Below are 22,291 nucleotides of genomic sequence, written 5' to 3'. Positions count from 1 at the left end.
GAAAGGAAGACAGATGAACCACCCCACAGACGAAGAAATCGGTGCCTATATTGGCGCTGCCGGTAAAGCCGCTTGGGAGGTTCCTGACCTGCCTGCGGGCACCAAACTGCGCGAGATTAAATCGGTCGGCATCATCGGTGCCGGCACCATGGGCGGCGGCATCGCGATGAACTTTGCCACGGCGGGCATTCCTGTGACCATCGTCGAAACCACGCAAGAGGCGCTGGATCGTGGTTTAAAGGTTGTGCGCGGCAACTATCAGCGCAGCAGTGACAAGGGCCGCTTCCCACAAGACGAAGTCGAAGCGCGGATGGATCGTTTTAATGGCCAGCTTGAAATTTCTGCCCTTGCTGATTGCGATCTGGTGATCGAAGCCGTGTTCGAAAACATGGAGCTGAAACGCAAAATTTTCACCGAGCTTGACCGCGTGATGAAACCCGGTGCCATTCTGGCGACCAACACATCGGCGCTGAACATCGACGAAATCGCGGCGATGACGAAACGCCCCGAAGATGTGATCGGGTTACACTTCTTCTCTCCTGCGAACGTGATGAAGCTGCTGGAAATCGTCCGTGCGAAACACACGGCAGATGATGTGGTCGCGACGTCGATGGACCTTGCTAAAAAGATCAACAAGATCGCGGCGCTGGTGGGTGTTTGCCCCGGTTTCGTGGGCAACCGTATTCTGTTTGCCCGCCAAATTCAGGCGAACAAACTGCTGGCCAAAGGCTTGATGCCTTGGGATGTCGATGCTGCGCTGAACGCATTTGGGTTTAAAATGGGTCCGTTCCAGATGTCCGACCTTGCGGGCCTTGATATCGGTTGGTCCAAAGGGGCCAAAACCGACAACCCGATCCGGGATGCGCTGTGCGAGATGGACCGTCGCGGCCAGAAGACCAAAGCCGGTTTTTATGACTATGACGAAGCCCGCCGCCCGATCCCGTCGGATGTGGTTGCAGACGTGATCAAAGACATCACTGGTGCGGAAGCATCATCAATGTCCGCCGATCAAATCATCGAAATTTGCATCTATCCAATGATCAATGAGGCCGTCAAAATCCTTGAGGAAAACAAGGCGCAGCGCCCGTCGGACATCGATGTGGTCTGGCTGAACGGCTATGGCTGGCCCGCCGACAAGGGCGGCCCGATGTTCTATGGCGATATGGTTGGCGCGCAGGCCGTGCTGGACGTGATGGAACGTTTGGGCGCAGAAGACCCCGCCTTTGCCCCCGCGCAATTGCTGCGGGATCTGGCGAAAAACGGCGGAAAATTTACCGAGATTGATACCGGAGGGCTGAAAACATGAGCTATGAATTCATCAAGACTGAGAAAAAAGGTCATATCCTGATCGTCACCATGAACCGGCCCGAAGTGTACAACGCCGTTCATGCCGAGATGCATCAGGAAATGAGCGATTGCTGGGATGCATTCGCCGCTGATCCAGACCTGTGGGTCGCGGTGCTGACAGGTGCGGGTGACAAAGCCTTTACTGCCGGCAATGACCTCAAGGCGACCGCATCGGGCGGGTCCAAGAAAACGCTGGCACCCACGGGCTTTGCCGGTCTGTCCTCGCGCTTTGATCTGGAAAAGCCGATCATCGCCGCCGTGAACGGGTTTGCCATGGGCGGCGGTTTTGAAACCGCACTGTCATGCGACATTATCCTTGCCGCTGATACGGCCAAGTTCGCGCTTCCCGAAGTTAAAGTCGGCTTTTTCGCCTCTGCCTCCGGTGTGCAGCGTTTGTCACGCTACATCGGGCGCCTTGCCGCGCAGGAACTGATGCTGACGGGCCGTACGATTGATGCCGCCGAAGCGTTGAAACTGGGGTGCTGTAACGAGGTGCTGCCAGCCGATCAGCTGATGGCGCGCGCAATGGACCTGGCGGAACAGCTCTGCTCTGTCTCGCCGTCGTCGGTCAAAGCGACCAAACGTATTCTGAACAGCATGAACGTGGCCGAAGGCCTGCCCGAAAGCCTTGAATACAGCCGTGTGGTTCAAGGTGATCTGGCGCAAACCGAAGATTTCAAAGAAGGCGTGCAAGCCTTTGTCGAGAAACGCAAACCCAATTGGGTCAACAAATAATAGCCGAAATTAACAGCCGGGAGGCACCGAATGTCACATAACGAAGCAATGGCCGGAATGAACAATCTGGAAATGTCTGAAAAGGCCAAGCCGCTTTTGGCTGCCGTAATCAAACATATCCGCGAAAATGTCGATCCGATTACAGATGAATATTTCCGCCTTGGTGAAGGGCGCGCCGATCGCTGGTCCCATGCACCGGGCCAGTTGGAACTGCTGGAAACTGCCAAAAAGAAAGCGCGCGAAAGCGGGCTGTGGAACTTCTTCTTGCCCAATGCCGAAACTGGCGAAGGTCTGTCGAACCTTGATTACGCGTACATCGCGGCCGAGCTTGGCAAGAGCCCGCTGGCGTCTGAATCGCTGAACTGCTCCGCGCCTGACACCGGCAACATGGAAGTATTGGAACGCATTGGTACGCAGGAGCAAAAAGACACATGGCTCAAGCCGCTGCTTGCCGGTGAAATCCGGTCGGCATTTGCGATGACCGAACCTGATATGGCGTCCTCGGATGCGAAAAACATCTCGACCTCGGCAGTGCTTGAAAATGGCGAATGGGTCATCAACGGCGAGAAATATTATATCTCCGGTGCCGGCGATCCACGTTGTAAGATCATGATTACAATGGTGAAAACATCGCCCGACGCTGAACCTTTCCGTCAGCAGTCGCAAATTCTGGTGCCGATCGACACCCCCGGCGTCGAAATCATTGGCCCCATGCACGTGTTTGGTCACGACGACGCACCACACGGTCACATGCACATCAAATTCACCAACGTCCGCGTACCAGAAAGCAACATCCTGTGGGGTGAGGGCAAAGGTTTTGAAATTTCCCAAGTCCGTCTTGGACCTGGTCGTATTCACCACTGCATGCGCTCTATCGGCGCGGCGGAAAAGGCGTTGGATCTGATGATCGAACGCGGTCTGAGCCGTGAAGCCTTTGGCAAAAAGATCATCGATCTGGGCAAAAACATGGAAACCATTTCCCGTGCCAAGATCGAGATTGAAGCCATGCGCCTGATGGTTCTTAAGGCCGCCAAGGCGATGGACGTTCTGGGCAACAAAGAAGCCCGCATCTGGGTCAGCATGATTAAGGCAATGGTGCCGGAAAAAGTCTGCAACATCATCGACCAAGCCATGCAGGTGCATGGTGCGACCGGTATTTCGCAATGGTCGCCGTTGTCCGGCATGTACACATCGCAGCGCACCTTGCGCTATGCGGATGGCCCCGATGAGGTACACCACCATGTTATCGCCCGCGCCGAGGTCAAGGACTACAAAGAATCCAACCTGCGCACATCCCGCGCCCGCGAGGAAATCGCCACAGGCCGGACACGGGGGGGCGTATGACCCTGTTTGATCTAACCGGAAAGGTGGCGCTGTTAACCGGCGCCTCCAAAGGCATGGGGTTGGCGATGGCCACCGCCCTTGCCGAACATGGCGCGACCGTGGTGATTTCCGCGCGCAAGCAGGATCAGCTTGATACTGCTGCGGCCGAGATTAACGCGCTTGGCAAAGGCAAGGCATATGGCGTGGCCTGCAACGTCGGCTACAAGGATCAACTGCAAGCGTTGGTCGATAAAACGCACGAGCTGGCTGGAAAAATCGACATCGTGATCGGCAATGCGGGCGTAAACCCGTATTACGGCCCCACGTCGGAAATTCCCGACGACGCCTATCAGAAAACCATGAATGCCAATGTGCAGTCCAACCTGTGGCTGGCGCAAATGGTGGCCCCTGACATGGTCGAAAAAGGCGCAGGCTCCATGGCGTTCACATCGTCTATCGGGGCGTTCAAACCGTCGGTCATGCTGGGCACCTATGGCATGTCCAAGCTGGCGTTGATCGGCCTTGTGCGGAACCTTGCGGCGGAATTTGGTCCCAAAGGCATTCGCTTTAATGCGATCTGCCCCGGGCTGGTGAAAACCGAATTCGCGCGCGAGCTGTGGGACAATCCCGAAGTCGAGAACCGCATCAAAAACGAGATCCCGCTGCGCCGCTTGGGCGAGGCCGAAGATTTCGCGGGCCTTGCTGTTTTTCTGGCCTCTGATGCCAGCCGCTACATGACAGGTCAGGCGCTGACCGTGTGTGGCGGGTCAAACATGTGGACGTGAGGGGCTGATATGGAACTGAAGGATAAAATTGTCGTCGTCACCGGTGCCGCAAGTGGTATCGGCAAGGCTATGGCCATTCGCTTTGCTGCTGAGGGTGCCAAGAAAGTTGTCTGCGTCGATCTGAACAAGGACGGCGCGCAAGAGGTGGCAGACAGCATCGGTGGCGTCGCGTTTGGCGTAAACGTTGGTGTCGAACAAGAGATCGCGGACATGATCGAAGCGGTCGAGGCTGATATCGGTCCGATCGATTTGTTCTGCTCGAACGCTGGTATTTTGACGGCGGGTGGCGTCGATGTCTCAAACGATGATTGGCAGCGTATTTGGGATATCAATGTGATGTCCCATGTCTGGGCCGCACGTCATCTGGTGCCACGTATGACCGAACGGGGCGGCGGCTATCTGCTAAACACCGCCTCAGCCGCTGGCCTGCTAAACCAGGTCGGCTGCGCGCCGTATGGTGTCACAAAACATGCCGCTGTTGCCTTGGCTGAATGGCTCGCGATGACCCATGGTGATGACGGGATTAAAGTTTCGGTTCTGTGCCCACAGGCCGTGCGCAGCGAAATGACCCGCGGTCACGAGGAATCTGTAGCGGCTCTGGACGGCATGTTAGAGCCTGAACCCGTCGCAGAAGCCTGCGTCGAGACGATCAGAAATGAAACGTTCCTTGTTCTGCCGCACCCGCAGGTGTTGGATTACATGCGCAAGAAAACCGACAACTATGATCGTTGGATTGGTGGGATGCGCAAGTTGAACCGTCAGTTTGGCGACGTTCGCAACCCAAAGAAAGCATCGTCATGATCGGGTACACAACGGTCGGCACAACCGACATGGAACGCGCCAAACAGTTTTATTGTGATCTGTTCCAGAGCAAGGGTGCCAAGGTACTGGTAGATGTCGGGCGCCTTGCGATGATCGGGACGGGTCGTGGCACGCCGATGATCGCGGTCTGCGAACCCTATAACAAAGAGGCCCCTACCCCCGGCAACGGTGTGATGGTGGCCTTTACCGCAGAGACCAAACCAGAGGTCGACGAAATCTATGCCCGCGCGATCGAGTTGGGGGCGACCTGTGATGGCCCTCCGGGTCAGCGGGTTCCGGACCGTTTTTACGGTGCCTATGTGCGCGACCATGATGGCAATAAGATCTGCTTTTTCAAGTTTGCCTAAGCGAACCAACTGCCGTCCGCGTCACGCGGGCGGCAGATTATAGATCCTGCGCGCCGTGCCCGAAAACAGTGCTGTCTTCTCGGCCTCGCTTAGATGGGCCGACATCTTCTTGAACGCGTTCCAAATCACCGGATAGCTGACAGCAGTACGGTCCACGGGAAAGTTGCTTTCAAACATGCAGCGGCTTGGGCCGAAAACCTCAAGCATATGTGCATACCATTTGCCCTGTACCTCCACGATCTCGTCTGATGATGGCGGCAGATCGCGGTGCATAAATCCATAGCCGTTGTCGGGCATACATAAGCCGCCCAGCTTGGCCATCACATTGGGGCATTCGGCCAGCTCGGCCATGTGATCCTTCCATACCTCGAAAATCTCGTCGCGCTTGCCCTCAAAACGGCCAACGCCCAATGGCGTGCCAAAATGGTCAAGGACCAGCGTCGTGCCCGGCACCGCGCGGGCCAGATCAAGGAACTCCTGATGCTGGTGGTGATAATGCCAACTGTCCAGCGTCAGCCCGCGTTCGCCCAAGATCGCAGCACCGCGTCTGAAATCTGGGTCGCCATATTGGTTCGGCACACCACGCCCCGGAATGGCCAGGCTGGCAGGTTCAGGGTCACGCGCACCGGAGTTTCGGATGCCTTTGAACAAGCCCTGCCCCGCCTCGGTATGGGCATCCAGCGCCTCATGCAGCAGCGCGGAGTCAAGCACCAGTTCGGTCTGCCCGATGATGCCTGCGATCTTGGCCTGTCCCGCGCCGGCGGTCGCCGCCATCCGCGCGACTTCACGCGTTTCGGCGACGGATTGCAGATGTGCGGGTGCGTCCAAATCCCAATACGACCGGCATTCGATATACATGGTTTGTACAACGTTATGCCCTGACCCGGTATCGCGCCACAGCGCGTCCATCTCGTAGACTGCGGGGTTTTCATCGGTGCCGTGCCGCCACAGATGATGGTGCGGGTCCACGATCTCGCGCTCAGGGTCGATTATCTCCTCAGTCACCAAACCCAACCAATCATCGCGAAGTTCAATACCGGGGCGCCATCCCGGATAGCGGCCACCGGTCTCGGTCATGAGGAAGGGTCTCTCTTTTTATAGGGGCGCATCAGGCCTTCTTGGGCCGTGGTGGCGGCCAACTGGCCATTTTGGTTGTAGATCAACCCGCGGTTAAATCCGCGCGCGCCACCTGTGAACGGCGCGTCCAGTTCGTAGAGATGCCAGTCGGAAAAATCGATGGGGGCGTGAAACCACATGGCGTGGTCAAGGCTGGCGGTCATCACCTTGCCCTGAAACCACGTCAGCCCATGCGGGCGCAGCGATGATCCCAGCAGGTTCATATCGGACGCATAGGCCAGCAGGCATTGCTGCATGATCGGCGATTGGCCTTTGGCCGCTTCCATGCGGAACCAAAGATAGTTTTTGTCCGAGGTTTTCTCAGGCTCGAACAGATCGCGCGGATCGACCTCGCGGATTTCTATGGGGCGCTCACGCAGGAAATCAGCACGGTGCTTTTCGGGGATTTTCTGAATGTAAGGCTCTCGCAGGTCGGGCCGGTCCAGCCAATGTTCGGGGCCTTTCACGTCAGGCATGGCGTGCTGATAATCCCAGCCTTCTTCCTCCACATGGAAAGACGCAGACAGGTTGAAAATCTGTTTACCATGCTGGATCGCGACGACCCTGCGGGTGGTAAAGCTGCCACCATCGCGGGCGCGGTCGACCTGATAGATCACCGGAATAGACGGATCGCCCGGGCGAATGAAATAGGCGTGCAGCGAATGGCACATCCGGTCGGGCACCGTGCGATAGGCGGCCATAAGCGCCTGCGCGATAACATGGCCGCCAAAGATACGCGTGGTGGTTTCCCCACCCGACCCGATGCCACGAAACAGATCGACCTCAAGCTGTTCAATATCGAGCAGTTCAAGCAATTGGCGGGCGACGTCTGTCATGGGTTAGTCCTTTTGGGTCGCCCGTTTTGCGGCATAGGCGATATAGAAATCAAAGCTGTCCGGATTGGCCATTGAATCGCGGTTAACAACCTTTTCGGGGTCTTGCCCAAGCAACAGTTTTTTCACGGGAACCTCAAGCTTTTTGCCAGAAAGCGTGCGGGGTATTTCTGCGACTTCGATAATCTCGTTCGGGATAAAACGCGCGGAGACGTTCTTGCGAATGGCCGCGTTGATCTTGTCTTTTAGCGCATCATCGACTGCCACGCCGTGGGCAGGCACAACGAACAACGGCATAAAGCTTTCGCGGCCCAGAAATTCCAGGTCGACAACGAGGCTGTCCATCACCTCGTCCAGACCTTCAACGGCTTGATAGATCTCAGCGCTGCCAAGGCGTAGACCTTTACGGTTGATTGTAGCGTCCGACCGGCCATAGATCACCGACCCGCCTGCAGCGTTAATCTCGATCCAGTCGCCGTGGCGCCAGATGCCGGGGTAGGTGTCAAAATAGCTGTCGTGCAGGCGGCTGCCGTCGTCATCACCCCAGAAAAACAGCGGCATAGACGGCAGCGGTTCGGTGCAAACCAATTCGCCGACGACGCCGGTCAGTTCATTGCCGTCTTCGTCATAGGCGCGCACCGCATTGCCAAGGGCACGGCACTGCATTTCCCCCGCCCGCACGGGCATGCCCGGATGGCCCAGCACAAACGCGCCCGCCAGATCGGTCCCACCCGAAATGGGCGCGAGCCAGACGTCCTTTTTGACGTCTTTATATATCCAGTCGTAAGCGTCAGAACTAAGCGGCGATCCCGTGGCACCCAGCGATTTCAACGCGCTCAAATCCACCTCTTCCCTTGGCGTGATCCCGGCCTTCATGCAGCCGCTGAAAAACGCGGCTCCCGCGCCAAAGAAATCAAGCTTTTCATCTGCAACGAACCGCCAGATCACGCCCATATCGGGGTGGTTCGGCGCCCCGTCGAACATCGCGACAGTGGTGCCCTGGCCAAGGGCGGTGAACTGCGAATTCCACATGATCCAACCGGATGAGGTCAGCCAGCAATAGCGCCCGCCGAGTATGAAATCATGGTGCAGCGATTGTTTAGCCGACTCCAGAATGATGCCGCCATGCCCATGCACAATGGGTTTAGGGTTTCCCGTGGTGCCGGACGAATAGACGATCCACAGTGGATGATCGAAGGGCACTTGGGTCGAGGTATAGTCGACCTTGTCATGCAGCAAATCATCCCACGCGATATGCCCTGCTGGCAGGTCGCCGACAAATGGCACTGTGACGCATTGAATCAGGCTGGGCAGCTCTGCTTCGATCCCTGCCAGAACCTCGCGGCGGTCAATGGTTTTACCAGCATGGACATAGCCATCTTGCGCGATCAGCACCTTGGGTTCGATCTGTTTAAACCGGTCCAGAATGGCGACGTGACCCATATCTGGCGCGCACAGCGACCAGATGGCACCGATGCTGGCCGTCGCAAGAAAAGCGATCATCGCGGTTTCTGTGTTGGGCAGAACGGCGACAACGCGGTCGCCTTTTTCAACGCCCATGCCGCGCAGACGGGCGGCCACACTGGCGACTTGCGCCCGCAGTTCAGACCATGACAGCACCTTGCGACCAAAGGTTTCCGACTGCACGATCAGCGCATCACCATCCGGCTGGCTGTCGACATGTTTCATGATCTGGTCGGTAAAGTTCAGCATCGCACCGGGGCACCATTGCGCACCCGGCATCTGACGTTTCGCCATAACTTTGGTGTAGGGCGCACTGGCCTGAACGTCGAAAAATTCCCAGATCGCGCCCCAGAACGCCTCCAGATCGTCAACGCTCCACCGCCACATGGCATTGTAGTCGTCAAACGTTAGCTCTTTGGTGTCCTTCAAGAACCTCTCGAACGCGGCCATGGTTGATGCGTCATAGCGGTCAAGCGCCGGTTCCCACAGGATTTCGTTCATGTCATTGCTCCGTGGATCAGCGCCTTGAGCTCAGGGCGCGCAGGATAGGAACTGGACGGTGCCAGTTGCGTGAAAAAGACGACAGATAAATCCAGCACCGGATCAACCCAAAAGAAGGTGGACGCCATGCCGCCCCAACTGAAATCACCAACGCTGGACGGCACACGCACACGGCCGGGGTTCAGCACAACCGCCCCGCCAAGGCCAAAGCCCATCCCCTCCATCGGTTGCTCGGCAAAGCTGGCCGGACCCATTGATGCGATATCACCGGGCAAGTGATTGCGCATCATAAAGTCGAGGGTTTTAGGCGAAATCAGCCCCGCCCCGCCGGTGCGCAGCATTTCGGTAAACTTGAGATAATCATCAATTGTCCCAACCAGCCCACCGCCACCGGAATGCATTTGCGCATTCAAGAACGGCGATTTTTCAGGCCGGTCGACGCAGCGCAGCGTGGGTTCTGCCGGTTTCGCTTCGTTCATCGCATAGGCACTGCCCGCAAGCGGAGTGTAGAGCGCGGCGAACCGATCCTGCGTGCCATCCGGCACAGAAAACCGAGTCTCGTCCATGCCCAACGGCCCGAGGATCTCATCGACCAAAAATTGTTCAAGCGTCTTGCCCGATACCACCTCGATCACGCGGCCCAGCACATCAATGCTGACCGAATATTCCCAGCGACTGCCCGGTTGGAAGGCCAGCGGCAATTCGGTCAGTCGGTCGCTCATCTCGGCCAATGATCCCTGATCCGCGCGGAACAGAATGTCTTGATCGTCCATCGCTTGGGGCAGCACGCCAGGGTTAAACGGATAGCTTAGGCCCGATGTATGCGTCAGCAAATGATGCAGGGTCGGCGTTTGACAGGCTTCGGTCTGATCGATGCTGGTTGCCCCTGGAACAAGGCAGCGCATATCGGCAAAGGCAGGGATGAAATCGGACAATGGCGCATCAAGGTGAAACAGCCCGCGCTCCGCCAGCATCATAATCGCGACCGACGTGATCGGCTTGGTCATTGAATAGATGCGCGCAATGGTGTCGCGTTCAAACGGTTTGCCGGTTTCGACGTCACGCAGACCTGTCGCGTTAAAATAGACCTCCTTGCCCGCTTGCGCGACCAAGACGGAACACCCGGCAAAGCGGTTGCGCGCCACATAGCTGTCCATCCAGCTGCCAATACGGTCTAATCTACTGCTATCAAAACCCATAAAAAATCCTCCTGTGACGCATCAGCGCCTCAGGAGGATGAGGCCGCCAATAGCGACGTTTTTAACCTGCCAGAACGGCCCCGAGGATTAAACCTCGAGCCATTCCTTGCGCACATCATCGCGGGCTTTTAGATCGGCTGGCGTACCTTCGAACACCACCTGACCGTGGCCCATGACATAGACACGATCCGCGATATCCATGGCAATCGAAAGCTTTTGTTCGACCAGCAATGTGGAAATACCGCGGTTTGCGATCTCTTTCAGCACCTCGGCGACCTTTTGAACCATCTGCGGGGAAAGCCCCTCGGTCGGTTCGTCAATCATCACCAGATCAGGGTCGCCCATCAGCGTGCGACACATGGTCAACATCTGCTGTTCACCCCCCGACAAAACCGACGCTTCGACGTCAGCGCGGCGGTCAAGGTTTTCAAACATCTCGAACATGGCCTGCATCGACCAACGCCCCGCGCCATCCTTTTGACCGGGTTTCAGGCCCAGCGTCAGGTTTTGCCGTGTCGTCAGACCGGGAAAGATATCGCGGTTTTCGGGCACATAACCAATGCCCATATTCGCGATCTGAAACGCCTTCTTGCCGGCAATTTCCTTGCCCTGAAACTTGACCGACCCGTGGGGCTCGACCTCGCCCATGATGGCCTTGCAGGTGGTGGAACGACCAACGCCGTTACGCCCCAAAAGTGCGACGATCTCGCCCTCTTTTACGTTCAGGTTCACACCCTGAAGAATGTGAGATTTGCCATAATAGGCGTGCATATCGGTGACTTCGAGCATCATTAGTGTTCTGCCTCCAATGCGGCGCCTAAGTAGGCTTCTTGAACGCGTGCGTCTGCGCGCACGTCTGCGGGTGCCCCGGTGGCGATGATTTCGCCATAGACCAGCACCGAAATACGGTCGGCCAGACCAAAGACAACGCTCATGTCATGTTCAACCATGATCAGCGTTTTGCCCGCCGTAACCTTGAGGATCAGATCAGTGATGTAATCCGTTTCGGTGTTGCTCATCCCCGCTGTGGGTTCATCAAGCATGATCACATCGGCACCACCAGCAATGGTAATCCCGATCTCAAGCGCGCGCTGTTCAGCATAGGACAACGTGCCAGCCGGCAGGTTGCGCCGTTCCAGCAGGTTGATCTGATCCAGAATGGCCTCGGCCCCTTCGGTCAGGTCGCGCTTGCTGTTGACCAAGTGCCAAAAACTGTACTTGTACCCCTGCGCCCAAAGCAAAGCGCAGCGTACGTTTTCAAACACGGTCATCGCCGGAAAGATGTTGGTGATCTGGAAAGACCGGCTAAGGCCTTTGCGGTTGATCTGGAACGGCTCTAGCCCCGCCAGATTTTCGCCGTGCAGTTTCACCGTACCTGCCGTCGGTGCAAACCGCGCGGTGATCAGGTTGAACAGTGTCGATTTACCGGCACCATTCGGGCCGATGATGGCGTGACGTTCGGCCTTGCCGATGCTTAGATCAATGCCGCGAATAATCTCGGCTTTGCCAAAGCTTTTCTTGAGGCCGGTCAGTTCAAGGGCTGGTGTGCTCATGATGCGCCTCCTGCTGTGTTTGCTTCGTTCCACGCTTCTTTCAGGGATGGTGCTGTGACTTTGGCGATGCCAAGCCCGATCACCGTAATGGCCCCTGCTATGATCCAAGGAAGGATCTCGTGGCTGTTAAAGGTCGTCCAAAAGAGCGTCATTTCGACGTCTCCGGTGGCTGCGTGCCTGTAATGGAATGTCATCTCGACAAGTGCCGCCAGACCCAACAGCCCAATCGCCCCCGGTAGCAACGTCTTGAGGTAGGGCACGACGAGACCGCTGGCCTTGCGCAGCCGGAACGCGGGCACATGCATCATGATCAGTCCGGCCAAACCGCCCGGAAAGAACATCACCGTCGCCACGAAAAGCGTCCCTGCGTAAAACGCCCACAGCTCAGTCGACAGGCTGAGAACCGTTTGCAGCAGGGTAAAGGCAATCGCCCCGATGATCGGCCCAAAGAAGAAGCCAACGCCGCCCAGGAAGGTCACCAACAAGATCACGCCAGAGGATGCAGTGTTCAGGTTCTCTTCAGTCAGGATCTCGTAGTTGATGGCGAAGAGGCCACCCGCAATACCTGCGAAAAAGCCCGACGCGATAAAGCTGTAGTAGCGAACCCAGCGTGCGGAATAGCCCAAGAACTGCGCACGCTCTGGGTTGTCGCGTACCGCGTTTGCCATCCGACCAACGGGTGTGCGGCTCCACAGGTACATAAGGGCTGCGGAGATTACGAGCCACGCAATGGTGAGGTAGTACACTTCGATCTGCTGAAGGAATTCGACACCAAAGAAAGGCTGCGCGTATGTACGGTCTCCGCTGATCCCTTCTTCGCCACCGAAAAAGGCCACGATGATAACAGAGCACGCGGCGATCAATTCACCCACACCCAGCGAGATCATGGCGAACACAGTCCCCGCTGACCGCGTTGAAAACGATCCGACAATCATCGCAAGACCCATACCGAACAAGCCGCCAAAGACGGGCAGGATTACCAGCGGAATTGTCTCAAAGAAATCCGACATGTTCATGATGTGCATACAGGCGAACCCGCCCACACCCGCATAAACCGCGTGGCCAAAGGACAGCATGCCCCCCTGCCCCAACAGCATGTTATAGGCCAGCGCGAACACGATGGTGATCGACATCTGGTTCATGATTGTCAGCGCCGAATTGTTCGTGAAAAACATCGGCAAGAACACCAAGACAACAGTCGCAATCACCCAAGGGGCCAGCGTCAGTGTCATGGAACCTGCGCGCATTCTCTCGGACGCCTTTGCAGGATCAGTCGTAATTTGATCTTGCTCGCGCGCGCCTTCTGGAACGTCGTGTTTAGGGTCTGAAACTGTCATGACTGGCGCTTTCCGAAAAGACCTGCTGGGCGGAAGATGAGGATCAGCACCATCAGGATATAGGGTAGAATGTCAGCGATCTGCGGGCTTGTCAGGCTCCAGAAGTCGCGAAAGACGCTATCGCTTAGGTTTTCAGGTGTTGAGATACCTATCGCGTTCAGCAAATCCTCCATTTCGATATTGTACGATTTGGCAAAGGTTGTGATCCAACCGATAAGCAAGGACGCCACCAAGGCCCCCCAAAGGGACCCAAGCCCGCCAATCACGATTGTCACAAACACGATAGAGCCAAGCACAAAGGCCATTCCCGGGAAGGTACCCAGAACAGGGCCGGCGATCACGCCCGCCAGACCGGCCAGCGCCGTCCCGACACCAAACACACCCATAAAGATCAACGGCACGTTGTGCCCCAATGCCTCGACCGTGCGGGGATAGCTAAGGGCCGCCTGAATGATCATGCCAACGCGTGTCTTGGTCAGAACATAAAGCAGACCAATAAAGATCGCGATCGAGATGAAGATCATAAAGATTTTATACGCGGGGATAGAGTTGCCCGAGATCGCGAATGCGGTGAAGTTCAGCACATCTGGCACCGAATAGGGCATCTGGTTCTTACCCCAGATAAACTGCACCAGCTCTTCGATCAGCAGGGCCAAACCAAAGGTAAAGATCAGTTCCGGCACGTGGCCGTATTGGTGGACGCGGCGCAGGCCATAGCGTTCGACCCCTGCCCCCAACACACCAACAATCAGCGGTGCAATCAAAAGCCCCATCCAGAAGCCAACGGCAATACTGATCTGATAGGCAAAATAGGCACCAAGCATGTAAAAGCTGGCGTGGGCAAAGTTTAGAACACCCATCATCGAGAAAATTAGGGTCAGACCGGCGGAAAGCATGAACAACAGCAATCCAGTTACCAGCCCGTCGATCAGATTGACGAGAATGAGGTCCATTGGGCCCCTCCAGGTGAGTGGTGGCAAAAACGAGAGAAAATTGGCCCGCCAGGATATACCAGACGGGCCGGGGAAACGCTGATTATGGGCGCTTCATTTCACAAGTGGTTGGGCTGTCCATCGACGCCATGACAACTGTGGATTCGGTGACAACACCGTAGTCCGAGTTATCATAGGTAAATGTCACGCCTTCGTTGGTATGCGCGTTGATGTGCATATCCTGGATCGCTTGGTGGTCTTGCGGACGCATAAACACTTTGCCGCCCCACATGGTTTCGTATTCCATGCCTTCAAGCGCATTGGCGATCGCTACGACGTCATCAGCAGTGCCTGCTTCTGAAATCGCCTTGGCCAGCATCCCGATTGTGTTCGAGATACGCGCCTGGTCAATATTGCCGTCTGGGTATTTCGCTTTGTACGCGTTGTAGTAGTCAGACGCTTCTTGGCTTGCGGGCGGGTTGATTTGGCCTTCGCCCACCAAACGGATGATACCCTTACCGGATTCACCAAATGCCGCTGTGATACCGGAACCTGCCGCATAATAGGTGTAGATCGGGCCGGTAAAGCCGTTTTCGATGATGGACTTACCAAGGCCAAGCATGTCTGCGCCCCAGTTACCGGTGATGACAGCATCCGCACCCGAAGCAACGATTTTGCGGGCATATGGGGTAAAATCTTTTACCTTGCCGATTGGGTGCAGTTCGTCACCAACGATCTCGATGTCAGCGCGTTTTTCGCCAAGCATTTTGTTCGCGGCGGCGGAAACCGACTTACCAAAGGAATAGTCCTGGCCGATGATGTAAACCTTGTTGATGCTGTCGTTTTCGGCGATCACATCGGTCAGCGCGTCCATTTTGATGTCTGCGTTGGCGTCAAAACGGAAGTGCCAGAAGTTACACTTGTCGTTGGTCAATGCAGGGTCAACAGCGGCGTAGTTCAAGAACAGAACGCGGCTGTCAGGGTTCCGGCGGTTGTGCTTGTCAACGGCTTCGGTCAGCGCGTTTGCAACACCCGAGGAGTTACCCTGAACGATGAAACGGACACCTTGGTCGATCGCGACCTGAAGCTGAATGAGCGATTCCTTGGGGCTGATTTTGTTGTCATAGCCGATGACTTCCATCATCTGGCCATCCAGCAAGCCGCCCTTTTCGTTGACCATATAATCAGCAGCGAATTCAAACTGATGCAGGCCGTTCGTACCGGTGCTGGCAAACGGGCCAGACAGTGGGTCAATGAATGCAACTTTGATATTTTCGGCAAAGGCAGCGCTTGCGCCCAAGACCAAAGAAAGCGCAGATACAGCGCCCAGTTTAGTGATATTTTTCATTTTAATCCTCCCAAGGACGGCCCGGCGCTTTGATGCGTTTTTTATGGAATGCCAAGCCTTGGTCGAAGCCTTGCACAATGGCTTACATTGTCAAGCGCCTCTGTTCAAAAGTTGCGGCAGTATGGGGCATGTTATGTCATATGTTGCGCCATCAAATATTTGCGCAATATATGATCAAATTCACCTCTGTCGCCGATATTTTGAGCAGAGAGGTCGTTAAGCGTTTGTTATTTATATCGTTTCCCAAACCAGCGAAATTTGAGGCGTTGCAAACAAATTGAACAGCTTCCTGACAAACGTCCGCCAGACAATGGAACGAAATTTTTTTCCCTTACGTCACTTTTTTTTGACGATGCAAATTGGCGCATTCTGAAACCGCTATCATATTCGCAACATGACAGAATTTTCGCGGGGGACGCGAATTCGAGCAGGGTTTTTCACTTGATTCTGGAGGGCCACGGCACGGCCCGGCAAGCAGTTAAATCCGGATGCTGATCGCCTCTGCCGCCTTGATCAGACGCTTTGCATAGACCGTTTCAAGCTGCTTCTTTTTAACGTGAAACGCGGGGCCACCAATGTTCAAGCCATAGACCAAAGACCCGTTGGGGGAAAACACAGGCACGGCGATCCCGTTCACATCTGGCCGCCAGTCCCCATAGCTTGAGCAGAACCCTTTTTCCGCAAATTCGGTGACCGCAGCGGCATAGCTTTCGCGCCCGCGTTTTTCTAATGCAGCATCGGTTTGCGCAGCGATGCCAAAGGCCCGTTCGCGCATCGCCTCGTCCATGCCCACCATAATGGCGCGGCCAATCGCGGAGTCGAACAGCGGCAAACGTGATCCGACACGCATTTGCAGCGCGACGTCCTCGCGGGATCGTTTCGTACAAACATAAACGACATCCAGCCGATACGGCTCACCAATCGCGACGGTAATATAAGAGTTTGGGCCGTCCCGCAGCGCCTTCATCTCTTCGGCAGCGCGGTCACCGATTTCCATGCTCGTCAGCACGCCAAAGCCCAGTTGCAGCACGCCCGCGCCCAACCGGTAAGTGCCCGTGCGCGGATCAGCGATCAGATAGTCCAGTTCGCACAATGTGTGGGTCAATCTGGAGACCGTCGCCTTGGGCAATCCAGTGCGTTCGGAAAAGTCCGTGTTCGTCAGCGCGGATTCATTCTGGCGAAAGCAGCGCAAAACATCGAGCCCACGCGCCAGGGCCGTGACAAAGTTCCTATCCTTTGCCTCTGACGGATCGGTTGCGAACTCGTGGTTTGCCATCTTATTATCTTTCCAACGCTTTCAAGCCATTAGCGGCAAAGACCGGCACATAGGCACCGACCTTCATTGCGCGTTCCGGGTTTGACGCGTTGCCATCCAGCGCACGTTTCAGCACGCCCTGGATGATCCCCGCCATGCGGAAAAAGCAAAAGGCGACGTAAAAGCCAAAGTTATCGATCCCGTCCAAACCCCGACGTTCGCAATATTTAGCGATAAATTCCTCGTCCGTTGGCAGGCCAAGTGCGGCGCGATCAGCACCCCCAAAACCACGCCCTTCGGTGCCGGCTGGCATCTGCCATTGCATAATCACTGCCGCCAGATCGGCATAGGGGTGGCCAATGGTGGACAGTTCCCAATCTAGCACGGCCAGACATTTTGTGCCGTCTTTTTCGAACATCATATTGTCGATGCGATAATCGCCATGCACCAACGTGCGTTGCCCGTCATCGGTTGGGATGCTGGCTGTCAGACGTTCGATCAACTCGTTCATGGCGGGCTGATCTTCGGTTTCCGAGGCGCGATATTGCTTGGTCCATCGGGCGATCTGGCGCTCGTAATAGTTTCCGGGGGGGCCGTAATCGGACAACCCGACGGCATCAATGTCGACCTCGTGCAAAGCTGCCAGAACGCGGTTCATTTCATCCATGATCCCGGCGCGCACTTCATTGGTCTCGTCCAGCATCCGCGGATCCATGAAATTGCGCCCGTTGACGTGGTCCATGATATAGAACGCCGACCCGATAACATCATCATCTTCGCACAGCAGATGCATTTTCGACACCGGTACGTCCGTGTCTTGCAACGCCTTTTGCACACGGAATTCGCGGTCAACCGCGTGTGCCGATTTCAGCAGAACCCCGGGGGGCTTGCGACGCAGCACAAAATTGCGGCTGGGTGTTTTCAAAAGGAACGTCGGGTTGGACTGGCCAGCCTGAAACTTTGACACCTCAAGCGGGCCCTCAAAGCCCTCAAGATGCTTTTCCAGATAGGCAGTGACCTTTGGAATATCGAGCGTTTGCGTATCGGTACTCATGGTTTCATTCCTTAACTATAGGTCATCATGCCAGCGGCGTCGCCGGACATCATATGCGGAGTCGCGTTGAATTCATGCAGAAAAAACGCGGAGTTGGTGAAAACAAATTTGGTGATCGACGTATTCTTGATCTGCAGGTTCAGGGTCATCATCATCTTATCCGGCGCGCCCAGTGACGCCGCCGTCAATTGCCCGATCACCCCGCCCGAACTGACGGCCAACACGCGGTCGGCCCCGGTGGCACAGGCGGCAAGACGTGCCGCTTCGACGCGACCGGTAAACGTGCCCCAGCTTTCAGCGGGGTTCTCGATTTCATCTGCCTGCCACTGAAACACCGTCTCGCGCAGGGTGCGGAAATGAACCTTGCGGTCGCCTTTGACCAGATCCGGCACATCGCCCTTATAGCGCGCGCTTAACAGATCCTGAAAATCATATTCGTTGAATCCTGCGTGTTCTTCGCCCGTCTCAAATCCCATCGAGGCAAGCGTTTCTTTTTGACGGGTCAGGGTGCCGGTGATCGTCCGATCCGGCACCCATCCCATATCTCGAAGAGCCTGACCAACCGCCGCAGATTGCTGGTGCCCGAGGTCCGACAACTTGTCATAGTTGTCAGCCCCGAATGACGCCTGTCCGTGGCGGATGACCAAAAGCTCTCCCATTTTGGTTTACAGAACCTCGAAGAGGCCAGCAGCACCCATGCCGCCGCCCACACACATGGTGCAGACAACGTATTTGGCACCGCGACGTTTGCCTTCGATCAGCGCGTGGCCAACCATGCGAGCGCCCGACATGCCGTAAGGGTGACCGATGGAAATCGCGCCGCCGTTTACGTTCAGCAATTCGTCAGGGATGCCCAGCTTGTCACGGCAGTACAGAACTTGCGATGCAAAGGCTTCGTTCAGTTCCCACAGGCCGATGTCGCTCATCTTGAGGCCATGCGCTTCAAGCAGTTTTGGCACCGCGAAAACCGGACCAATGCCCATTTCGTCAGGTTCACAGCCCGCAGCCATCACGCCAACATAACGACCCAGCGGGCTTAGACCCTGCTGTTCAGCCAGCTTGGCTTCCATAATAACCGAGGCAGAGGAGCCATCGGACAGCTGCGATGCGTTACCGGCAGTGATGAACTTGCCTTCTTTAACGACCAAGCCGTCTTTGAAAACGGGCTGCAAACCACCAAGGCTTTCCTTGGATGTGCCGGGGCGGTTGCCTTCGTCCTTGTCCAACGTGACCTCATGCGACGAGATTTCTTTGGTCTCGCGGTCTTGGGTCATCATTGTGGTGGTCATGGCAACGATTTCATCGTCGAACTTGCCAGCTTGTTGCGCCTGATGGGTCAGCTCTTGGCTGCGCGCTGCGTATTCGTCTTGTGCTTCACGGCTGATGCCATAACGCGATGCAACGTTTTCTGCCGTCTCAAGCATGGTGACATACAGGTCAGGCATGTTTTCCTTAAGGTAAGGGTCTGCCTTGACGCGCATTTCCGGGGTTTGCACCATCGAAATGCTTTCAACGCCGCCACCGATCACGATGTCCATGCCGTCCATCACAACCTGCTTGGCTGCTGTGGCGATTGCCATCATGCCGGACGCACATTGACGGTCCAGCGACATGCCACCAACGGTGACAGGCAGACCGGCGCGCATGGCAACCTGGCGGGCGATGTTGCCGGCGGAATGCCCCTGCTGCAGCGCCGCGCCAAACACGCAATCGCTGATTTGGTCAGGGTCAACGCCCGCGCGTTCAACCGCATGTTTGATGGCATGGCCGCCAAGGGCCTGAGGTGTGGTGGCATTGAACGCACCGCGATAGGCTTTGCCAATCGGGGTACGGGCTGTGGATACGATTACTGCGTCACGCATGGTGATCTCCCTTTAAAATATAGTCTGTTAGCCCCAATCCAGATCAAGACCTTGGGCCTTGGCTGCATTGAGAGCGTATTTCTTGGTCTGGCTAAAGGCGTCGGTCAGCTCTTGCTGGCCTGCCTCGTTCGTAATTTTGTCGAATGCAGCTGCGACGCCCTCAGGGGTATTGTCCTGACCAGTCAACGTCACGCCTTCCGTTTCGTAAACGCGGGTCTGGGCAAAGCTGCCAGCCCCTGCGCCAAGGATCACCCGGCTGGGGCCGTCTTCGCTGACAAGATATAGCAGGCCGGGGGTAATGGTTTCGGGTGCCAGCAATTCCTGCGCCTGTTCGGGCAACAAATCGGCGGTCATCCGGGTCGCGGCCGTGGGGGCCAGCGTGTTGACGCGAATGTTGTCACGCGCGCCTTCCAGATGCAGCACATTCATCAGCCCCATCATCGCCGCCTTGGCCGCCCCATAGTTGGACTGACCAAAGTTGCCATAAAGCCCCGATGCCGACGACGTTAGCACGATGCGCCCGTATTTCTGTTGGCGCATGATCGGCCAGCAGGCGTGGGTCACATTGGCAGAGCCGATCAGATGCACGTCTACGACTTTGCGGAAATCAGACATCTCCATCTTGGAAAACGTCTTGTCGCGCAGGATACCGGCGTTGTTCACCAAGATATCAATGCGGCCCCATGCCTCCATCACCTCTGCGACCATATCGGCCACGCCAACCTCGTCCGACACATCGCAGCCGTGCGACATCGCCTCGCCACCCGCATCGCGGATTTCCTGTGCAACGGCTTCGGCAGCGGTCGATGATGCGCCCTGCCCGTCCGTCGTCACGCCAAGGTCATTCACCATAACGCGCGCGCCACGTGCGGCCAGCCCCAAGGCGTGGCTGCGGCCAAGACCGGTACCGGCACCTGTGACAATCGCCACGCGGTTATCAAATCGGATGTCCATCATCGCCCCTTAATGCAGTGCTTGTTCAAAGATGTTCGGCCCGCTCATCACGTTGATGCCGCCGCTCACCGGAATGACAGCGCCGGTGATATAGGCACCGCCGGTCCCGCATAGAAACAGCATACAGCCGGCAATATCGGTGTCCGTCCCGACGCGGCGCAGCGGCACGTCTTGGCCCACTTTGCTGCGCATATCTTCGTCATGGGTGGCAAACGCGGTCATGCGCGACACGAACGGCCCCGGTGCCAAAGCGTTCACAGTGATCGCATCCCCCGCCAGTTCCTTGGCCAGAATTTTGCTCAGGTGGATCACGGCCGCCTTGGACGCGGAATAGCTATAGGCACCATCGCCCATCTCGCGTTCGCCCATGACCGACCCGACATTCACAACCCGTGCTGGGTCTTCGATGGTCGCGTGCTTTTTCAGCATCGGCAGCAGTTTTTGTGTCAGGTCGAACAGACCGGCCACATTGACGTTCATCACCTTTTCCCAAGCCTTGAACGGAAATTCACCCAAGGGTGCACCCCATGTGATACCCGCGTTGTTCATCAGGATATCAAGGCGATCTGTGTGGGCTTGCACGGCTTCCACCATCGCATCGACACCTTCTTCGGTACCGACATCGCCCGCAAATCCGATGGCTTTGCCGCTGGCACCCATGGCGTTCAGCTCTTTCGCAACGGCCTCGCAGGCGTCACCTTTGCGGCTTGCGATCAGCACGGTCGCGCCTGCACGCACCAAACCTTCGGCGGCCATGCGGCCAATGCCTGTCGCACCACCTGTAACAAGGGCAGTTTTACCCTCAAGTCCGAAAAGTGTATTGATATCCATGGTTTAAAATCCTCTGTGCTTGGCGACTTGGTTTGCGTGATAGCCATAGTCGCCCAGCCATTCAGCGCCGACACGGGCGCGTTTCATATAAAATCCGATGCCATAAGCGTCGGTCATGCCAATCCCGCCATGCATCTGAACACCCTCTTGCACCGCCAGTTGCGCCGTCGATGTGGCGCGGGCTTTGGCCAGTGATACGGCCATGGTGGCGTTATCAGGGTCTTCGTCCAGCAAACGGCCTGCATTCACGATTGCCGATGCCGTTACTTCAATCTCGCACCACAGATGCGCGGCGCGATGTTGCAGCGCCTGAAAGTTACCGATGACTGTGCCGAATTGCTTGCGCTCTTTCAGGTACGCGACGGTCATCCCAAAGGCACCCGCCGACAGCCCCGCCATTTCAGCGGCCAGCGCTGCCTGACCTGCTTCAATCGCGGGTTTCAACACGCTCATCGCGCTATCGACCTGACCCAAGACATCCTCGCCCGTCGCCTCGACATTGTCGAAATCGATCCGCGCGGAATCCCGTGCGTCGATCATATTTTGCGCGTTGCGGGTGATACCCGCGCGGTCAGCCGGGATATCGAACAGGGTCAGGCCATCATCGGTTTTCGCCAGCACCAGCAAACGATCCGCCAATGCGCCATCGACGACGAATGTTTTCTTACCGCTTAGGCGGAAACCATTCCCCTC

22 protein-coding genes are annotated in these 22,291 nt (G+C 56.5%); 6 read left to right on the top strand and 16 right to left on the bottom strand.

Annotated elements, in window-relative coordinates:
- Positions 1–13: 13 nt before the first annotated feature.
- The 6 genes from WNY39_RS16135 to WNY39_RS16110 are packed head-to-tail and all read left to right on the top strand — an operon-like array spanning position 14 to position 5,359.
- Complete coding sequence (locus WNY39_RS16135; RefSeq protein WP_342847162.1) at positions 14–1,306, top strand: 3-hydroxyacyl-CoA dehydrogenase NAD-binding domain-containing protein; 1,293 nt, start codon at positions 14–16, stop codon at positions 1,304–1,306.
- A complete protein-coding gene (locus WNY39_RS16130) occupies positions 1,303–2,082 on the top strand; it encodes an enoyl-CoA hydratase-related protein (RefSeq protein WP_342847161.1) in 780 nt (259 codons plus the stop codon). The genes WNY39_RS16135 and WNY39_RS16130 overlap by 4 nt, the downstream gene beginning before the upstream one ends.
- A 57-nt stretch (positions 2,083–2,139) precedes the next feature.
- The gene (locus WNY39_RS16125; protein WP_342847283.1) at positions 2,140–3,426 is read left to right on the top strand and encodes an acyl-CoA dehydrogenase family protein; all 1,287 of its coding nucleotides are present in this window, start codon (positions 2,140–2,142) and stop codon (positions 3,424–3,426) included.
- Positions 3,423–4,190: an SDR family oxidoreductase gene (locus tag WNY39_RS16120; protein ID WP_342847159.1), complete on the top strand. Its 768-nt coding sequence runs from the start codon at positions 3,423–3,425 to the stop codon at positions 4,188–4,190. The genes WNY39_RS16125 and WNY39_RS16120 overlap by 4 nt, the downstream gene beginning before the upstream one ends.
- A gap of 9 nt (positions 4,191–4,199) precedes the next feature.
- Positions 4,200–4,991 carry an SDR family oxidoreductase gene (locus WNY39_RS16115; protein WP_341235770.1) on the top strand — a complete coding sequence of 264 codons (792 nt, stop codon included), beginning with the start codon at positions 4,200–4,202 and terminating at the stop codon, positions 4,989–4,991.
- Positions 4,988–5,359, top strand: a complete 372-nt coding sequence (locus tag WNY39_RS16110) for a VOC family protein (protein ID WP_342847157.1) — start codon at positions 4,988–4,990, stop codon at positions 5,357–5,359. Before WNY39_RS16115 ends, WNY39_RS16110 begins: the two co-directional genes overlap by 4 nt.
- Before the next feature lie 21 nt (positions 5,360–5,380).
- On the opposite strand, the gene WNY39_RS16105 is transcribed toward WNY39_RS16110, so the two are convergent.
- The 16 genes from WNY39_RS16105 to WNY39_RS16030 form a co-directional block, all read right to left on the bottom strand.
- Positions 5,381–6,436, bottom strand: a complete 1,056-nt coding sequence (locus WNY39_RS16105) for an amidohydrolase family protein (RefSeq protein ID WP_342847156.1) — start codon at positions 6,434–6,436, stop codon at positions 5,381–5,383.
- On the bottom strand, positions 6,433–7,311 hold the full coding sequence (locus WNY39_RS16100; protein ID WP_342847154.1) for an acyl-CoA thioesterase II: 879 nt from the start codon (positions 7,309–7,311) through the stop codon (positions 6,433–6,435). Before WNY39_RS16100 ends, WNY39_RS16105 begins: the two co-directional genes overlap by 4 nt.
- A gap of 3 nt (positions 7,312–7,314) precedes the next feature.
- Entirely contained in the window at positions 7,315–9,273 is a 1,959-nt protein-coding gene (locus WNY39_RS16095) for an acetoacetate--CoA ligase (protein WP_342847152.1), read from the bottom strand.
- A complete protein-coding gene (locus tag WNY39_RS16090) occupies positions 9,270–10,472 on the bottom strand; it encodes a serine hydrolase domain-containing protein (RefSeq protein WP_342847151.1) in 1,203 nt (400 codons plus the stop codon). Before WNY39_RS16090 ends, WNY39_RS16095 begins: the two co-directional genes overlap by 4 nt.
- Positions 10,473–10,559: 87 nt before the next feature.
- Positions 10,560–11,264 carry an ABC transporter ATP-binding protein gene (locus tag WNY39_RS16085; RefSeq protein WP_341235765.1) on the bottom strand — a complete coding sequence of 235 codons (705 nt, stop codon included), beginning with the start codon at positions 11,262–11,264 and terminating at the stop codon, positions 10,560–10,562.
- Positions 11,264–12,025, bottom strand: a complete 762-nt coding sequence (locus WNY39_RS16080; RefSeq protein WP_093917460.1) for an ABC transporter ATP-binding protein — start codon at positions 12,023–12,025, stop codon at positions 11,264–11,266. Before WNY39_RS16080 ends, WNY39_RS16085 begins: the two co-directional genes overlap by 1 nt.
- Positions 12,022–13,362 carry a branched-chain amino acid ABC transporter permease gene (locus WNY39_RS16075; RefSeq protein ID WP_342847148.1) on the bottom strand — a complete coding sequence of 447 codons (1,341 nt, stop codon included), beginning with the start codon at positions 13,360–13,362 and terminating at the stop codon, positions 12,022–12,024. The genes WNY39_RS16080 and WNY39_RS16075 overlap by 4 nt, the downstream gene beginning before the upstream one ends.
- Positions 13,359–14,315 carry a branched-chain amino acid ABC transporter permease gene (locus WNY39_RS16070; protein ID WP_342847146.1) on the bottom strand — a complete coding sequence of 319 codons (957 nt, stop codon included), beginning with the start codon at positions 14,313–14,315 and terminating at the stop codon, positions 13,359–13,361. The genes WNY39_RS16075 and WNY39_RS16070 overlap by 4 nt, the downstream gene beginning before the upstream one ends.
- 82 nt (positions 14,316–14,397) lie before the next feature.
- Positions 14,398–15,642 carry a branched-chain amino acid ABC transporter substrate-binding protein gene (locus WNY39_RS16065; RefSeq protein ID WP_341235761.1) on the bottom strand — a complete coding sequence of 415 codons (1,245 nt, stop codon included), beginning with the start codon at positions 15,640–15,642 and terminating at the stop codon, positions 14,398–14,400.
- A 478-nt stretch (positions 15,643–16,120) separates the two neighbouring features.
- Positions 16,121–16,918, bottom strand: coding sequence for an IclR family transcriptional regulator (locus tag WNY39_RS16060; RefSeq protein WP_341235760.1), 798 nt, complete (start codon positions 16,916–16,918; stop codon positions 16,121–16,123).
- A gap of 4 nt (positions 16,919–16,922) precedes the next feature.
- On the bottom strand, positions 16,923–17,951 hold the full coding sequence (locus WNY39_RS16055) for a phosphotransferase family protein (RefSeq protein WP_342847140.1): 1,029 nt from the start codon (positions 17,949–17,951) through the stop codon (positions 16,923–16,925).
- 11 nt (positions 17,952–17,962) lie between these two features.
- The gene (locus WNY39_RS16050; protein ID WP_342847138.1) at positions 17,963–18,610 is read right to left on the bottom strand and encodes a histidine phosphatase family protein; all 648 of its coding nucleotides are present in this window, start codon (positions 18,608–18,610) and stop codon (positions 17,963–17,965) included.
- A 6-nt stretch (positions 18,611–18,616) separates the two neighbouring features.
- Positions 18,617–19,813, bottom strand: coding sequence for an acetyl-CoA C-acyltransferase (locus WNY39_RS16045; RefSeq protein WP_342847137.1), 1,197 nt, complete (start codon positions 19,811–19,813; stop codon positions 18,617–18,619).
- 27 nt (positions 19,814–19,840) lie between these two features.
- On the bottom strand, positions 19,841–20,767 hold the full coding sequence (locus WNY39_RS16040; RefSeq protein ID WP_342847135.1) for an SDR family NAD(P)-dependent oxidoreductase: 927 nt from the start codon (positions 20,765–20,767) through the stop codon (positions 19,841–19,843).
- A 9-nt stretch (positions 20,768–20,776) separates the two neighbouring features.
- Positions 20,777–21,598 (bottom strand): SDR family NAD(P)-dependent oxidoreductase, encoded by an 822-nt coding sequence (locus WNY39_RS16035; protein ID WP_342847133.1) that lies wholly within the window; start codon positions 21,596–21,598, stop codon positions 20,777–20,779.
- A gap of 3 nt (positions 21,599–21,601) precedes the next feature.
- The coding region (locus WNY39_RS16030) for an acyl-CoA dehydrogenase (protein WP_342847131.1) at positions 21,602–22,291 on the bottom strand (690 nt) is incomplete at its 5' end.

It is taken from the genome of Sulfitobacter sp. AS59, from assembly GCF_038899995.1.
In the GTDB taxonomy this organism is placed as follows: Bacteria; Pseudomonadota; Alphaproteobacteria; order Rhodobacterales; family Rhodobacteraceae; genus Sulfitobacter.
This window is presented reverse-complemented; position numbering and strand designations above follow the sequence as displayed.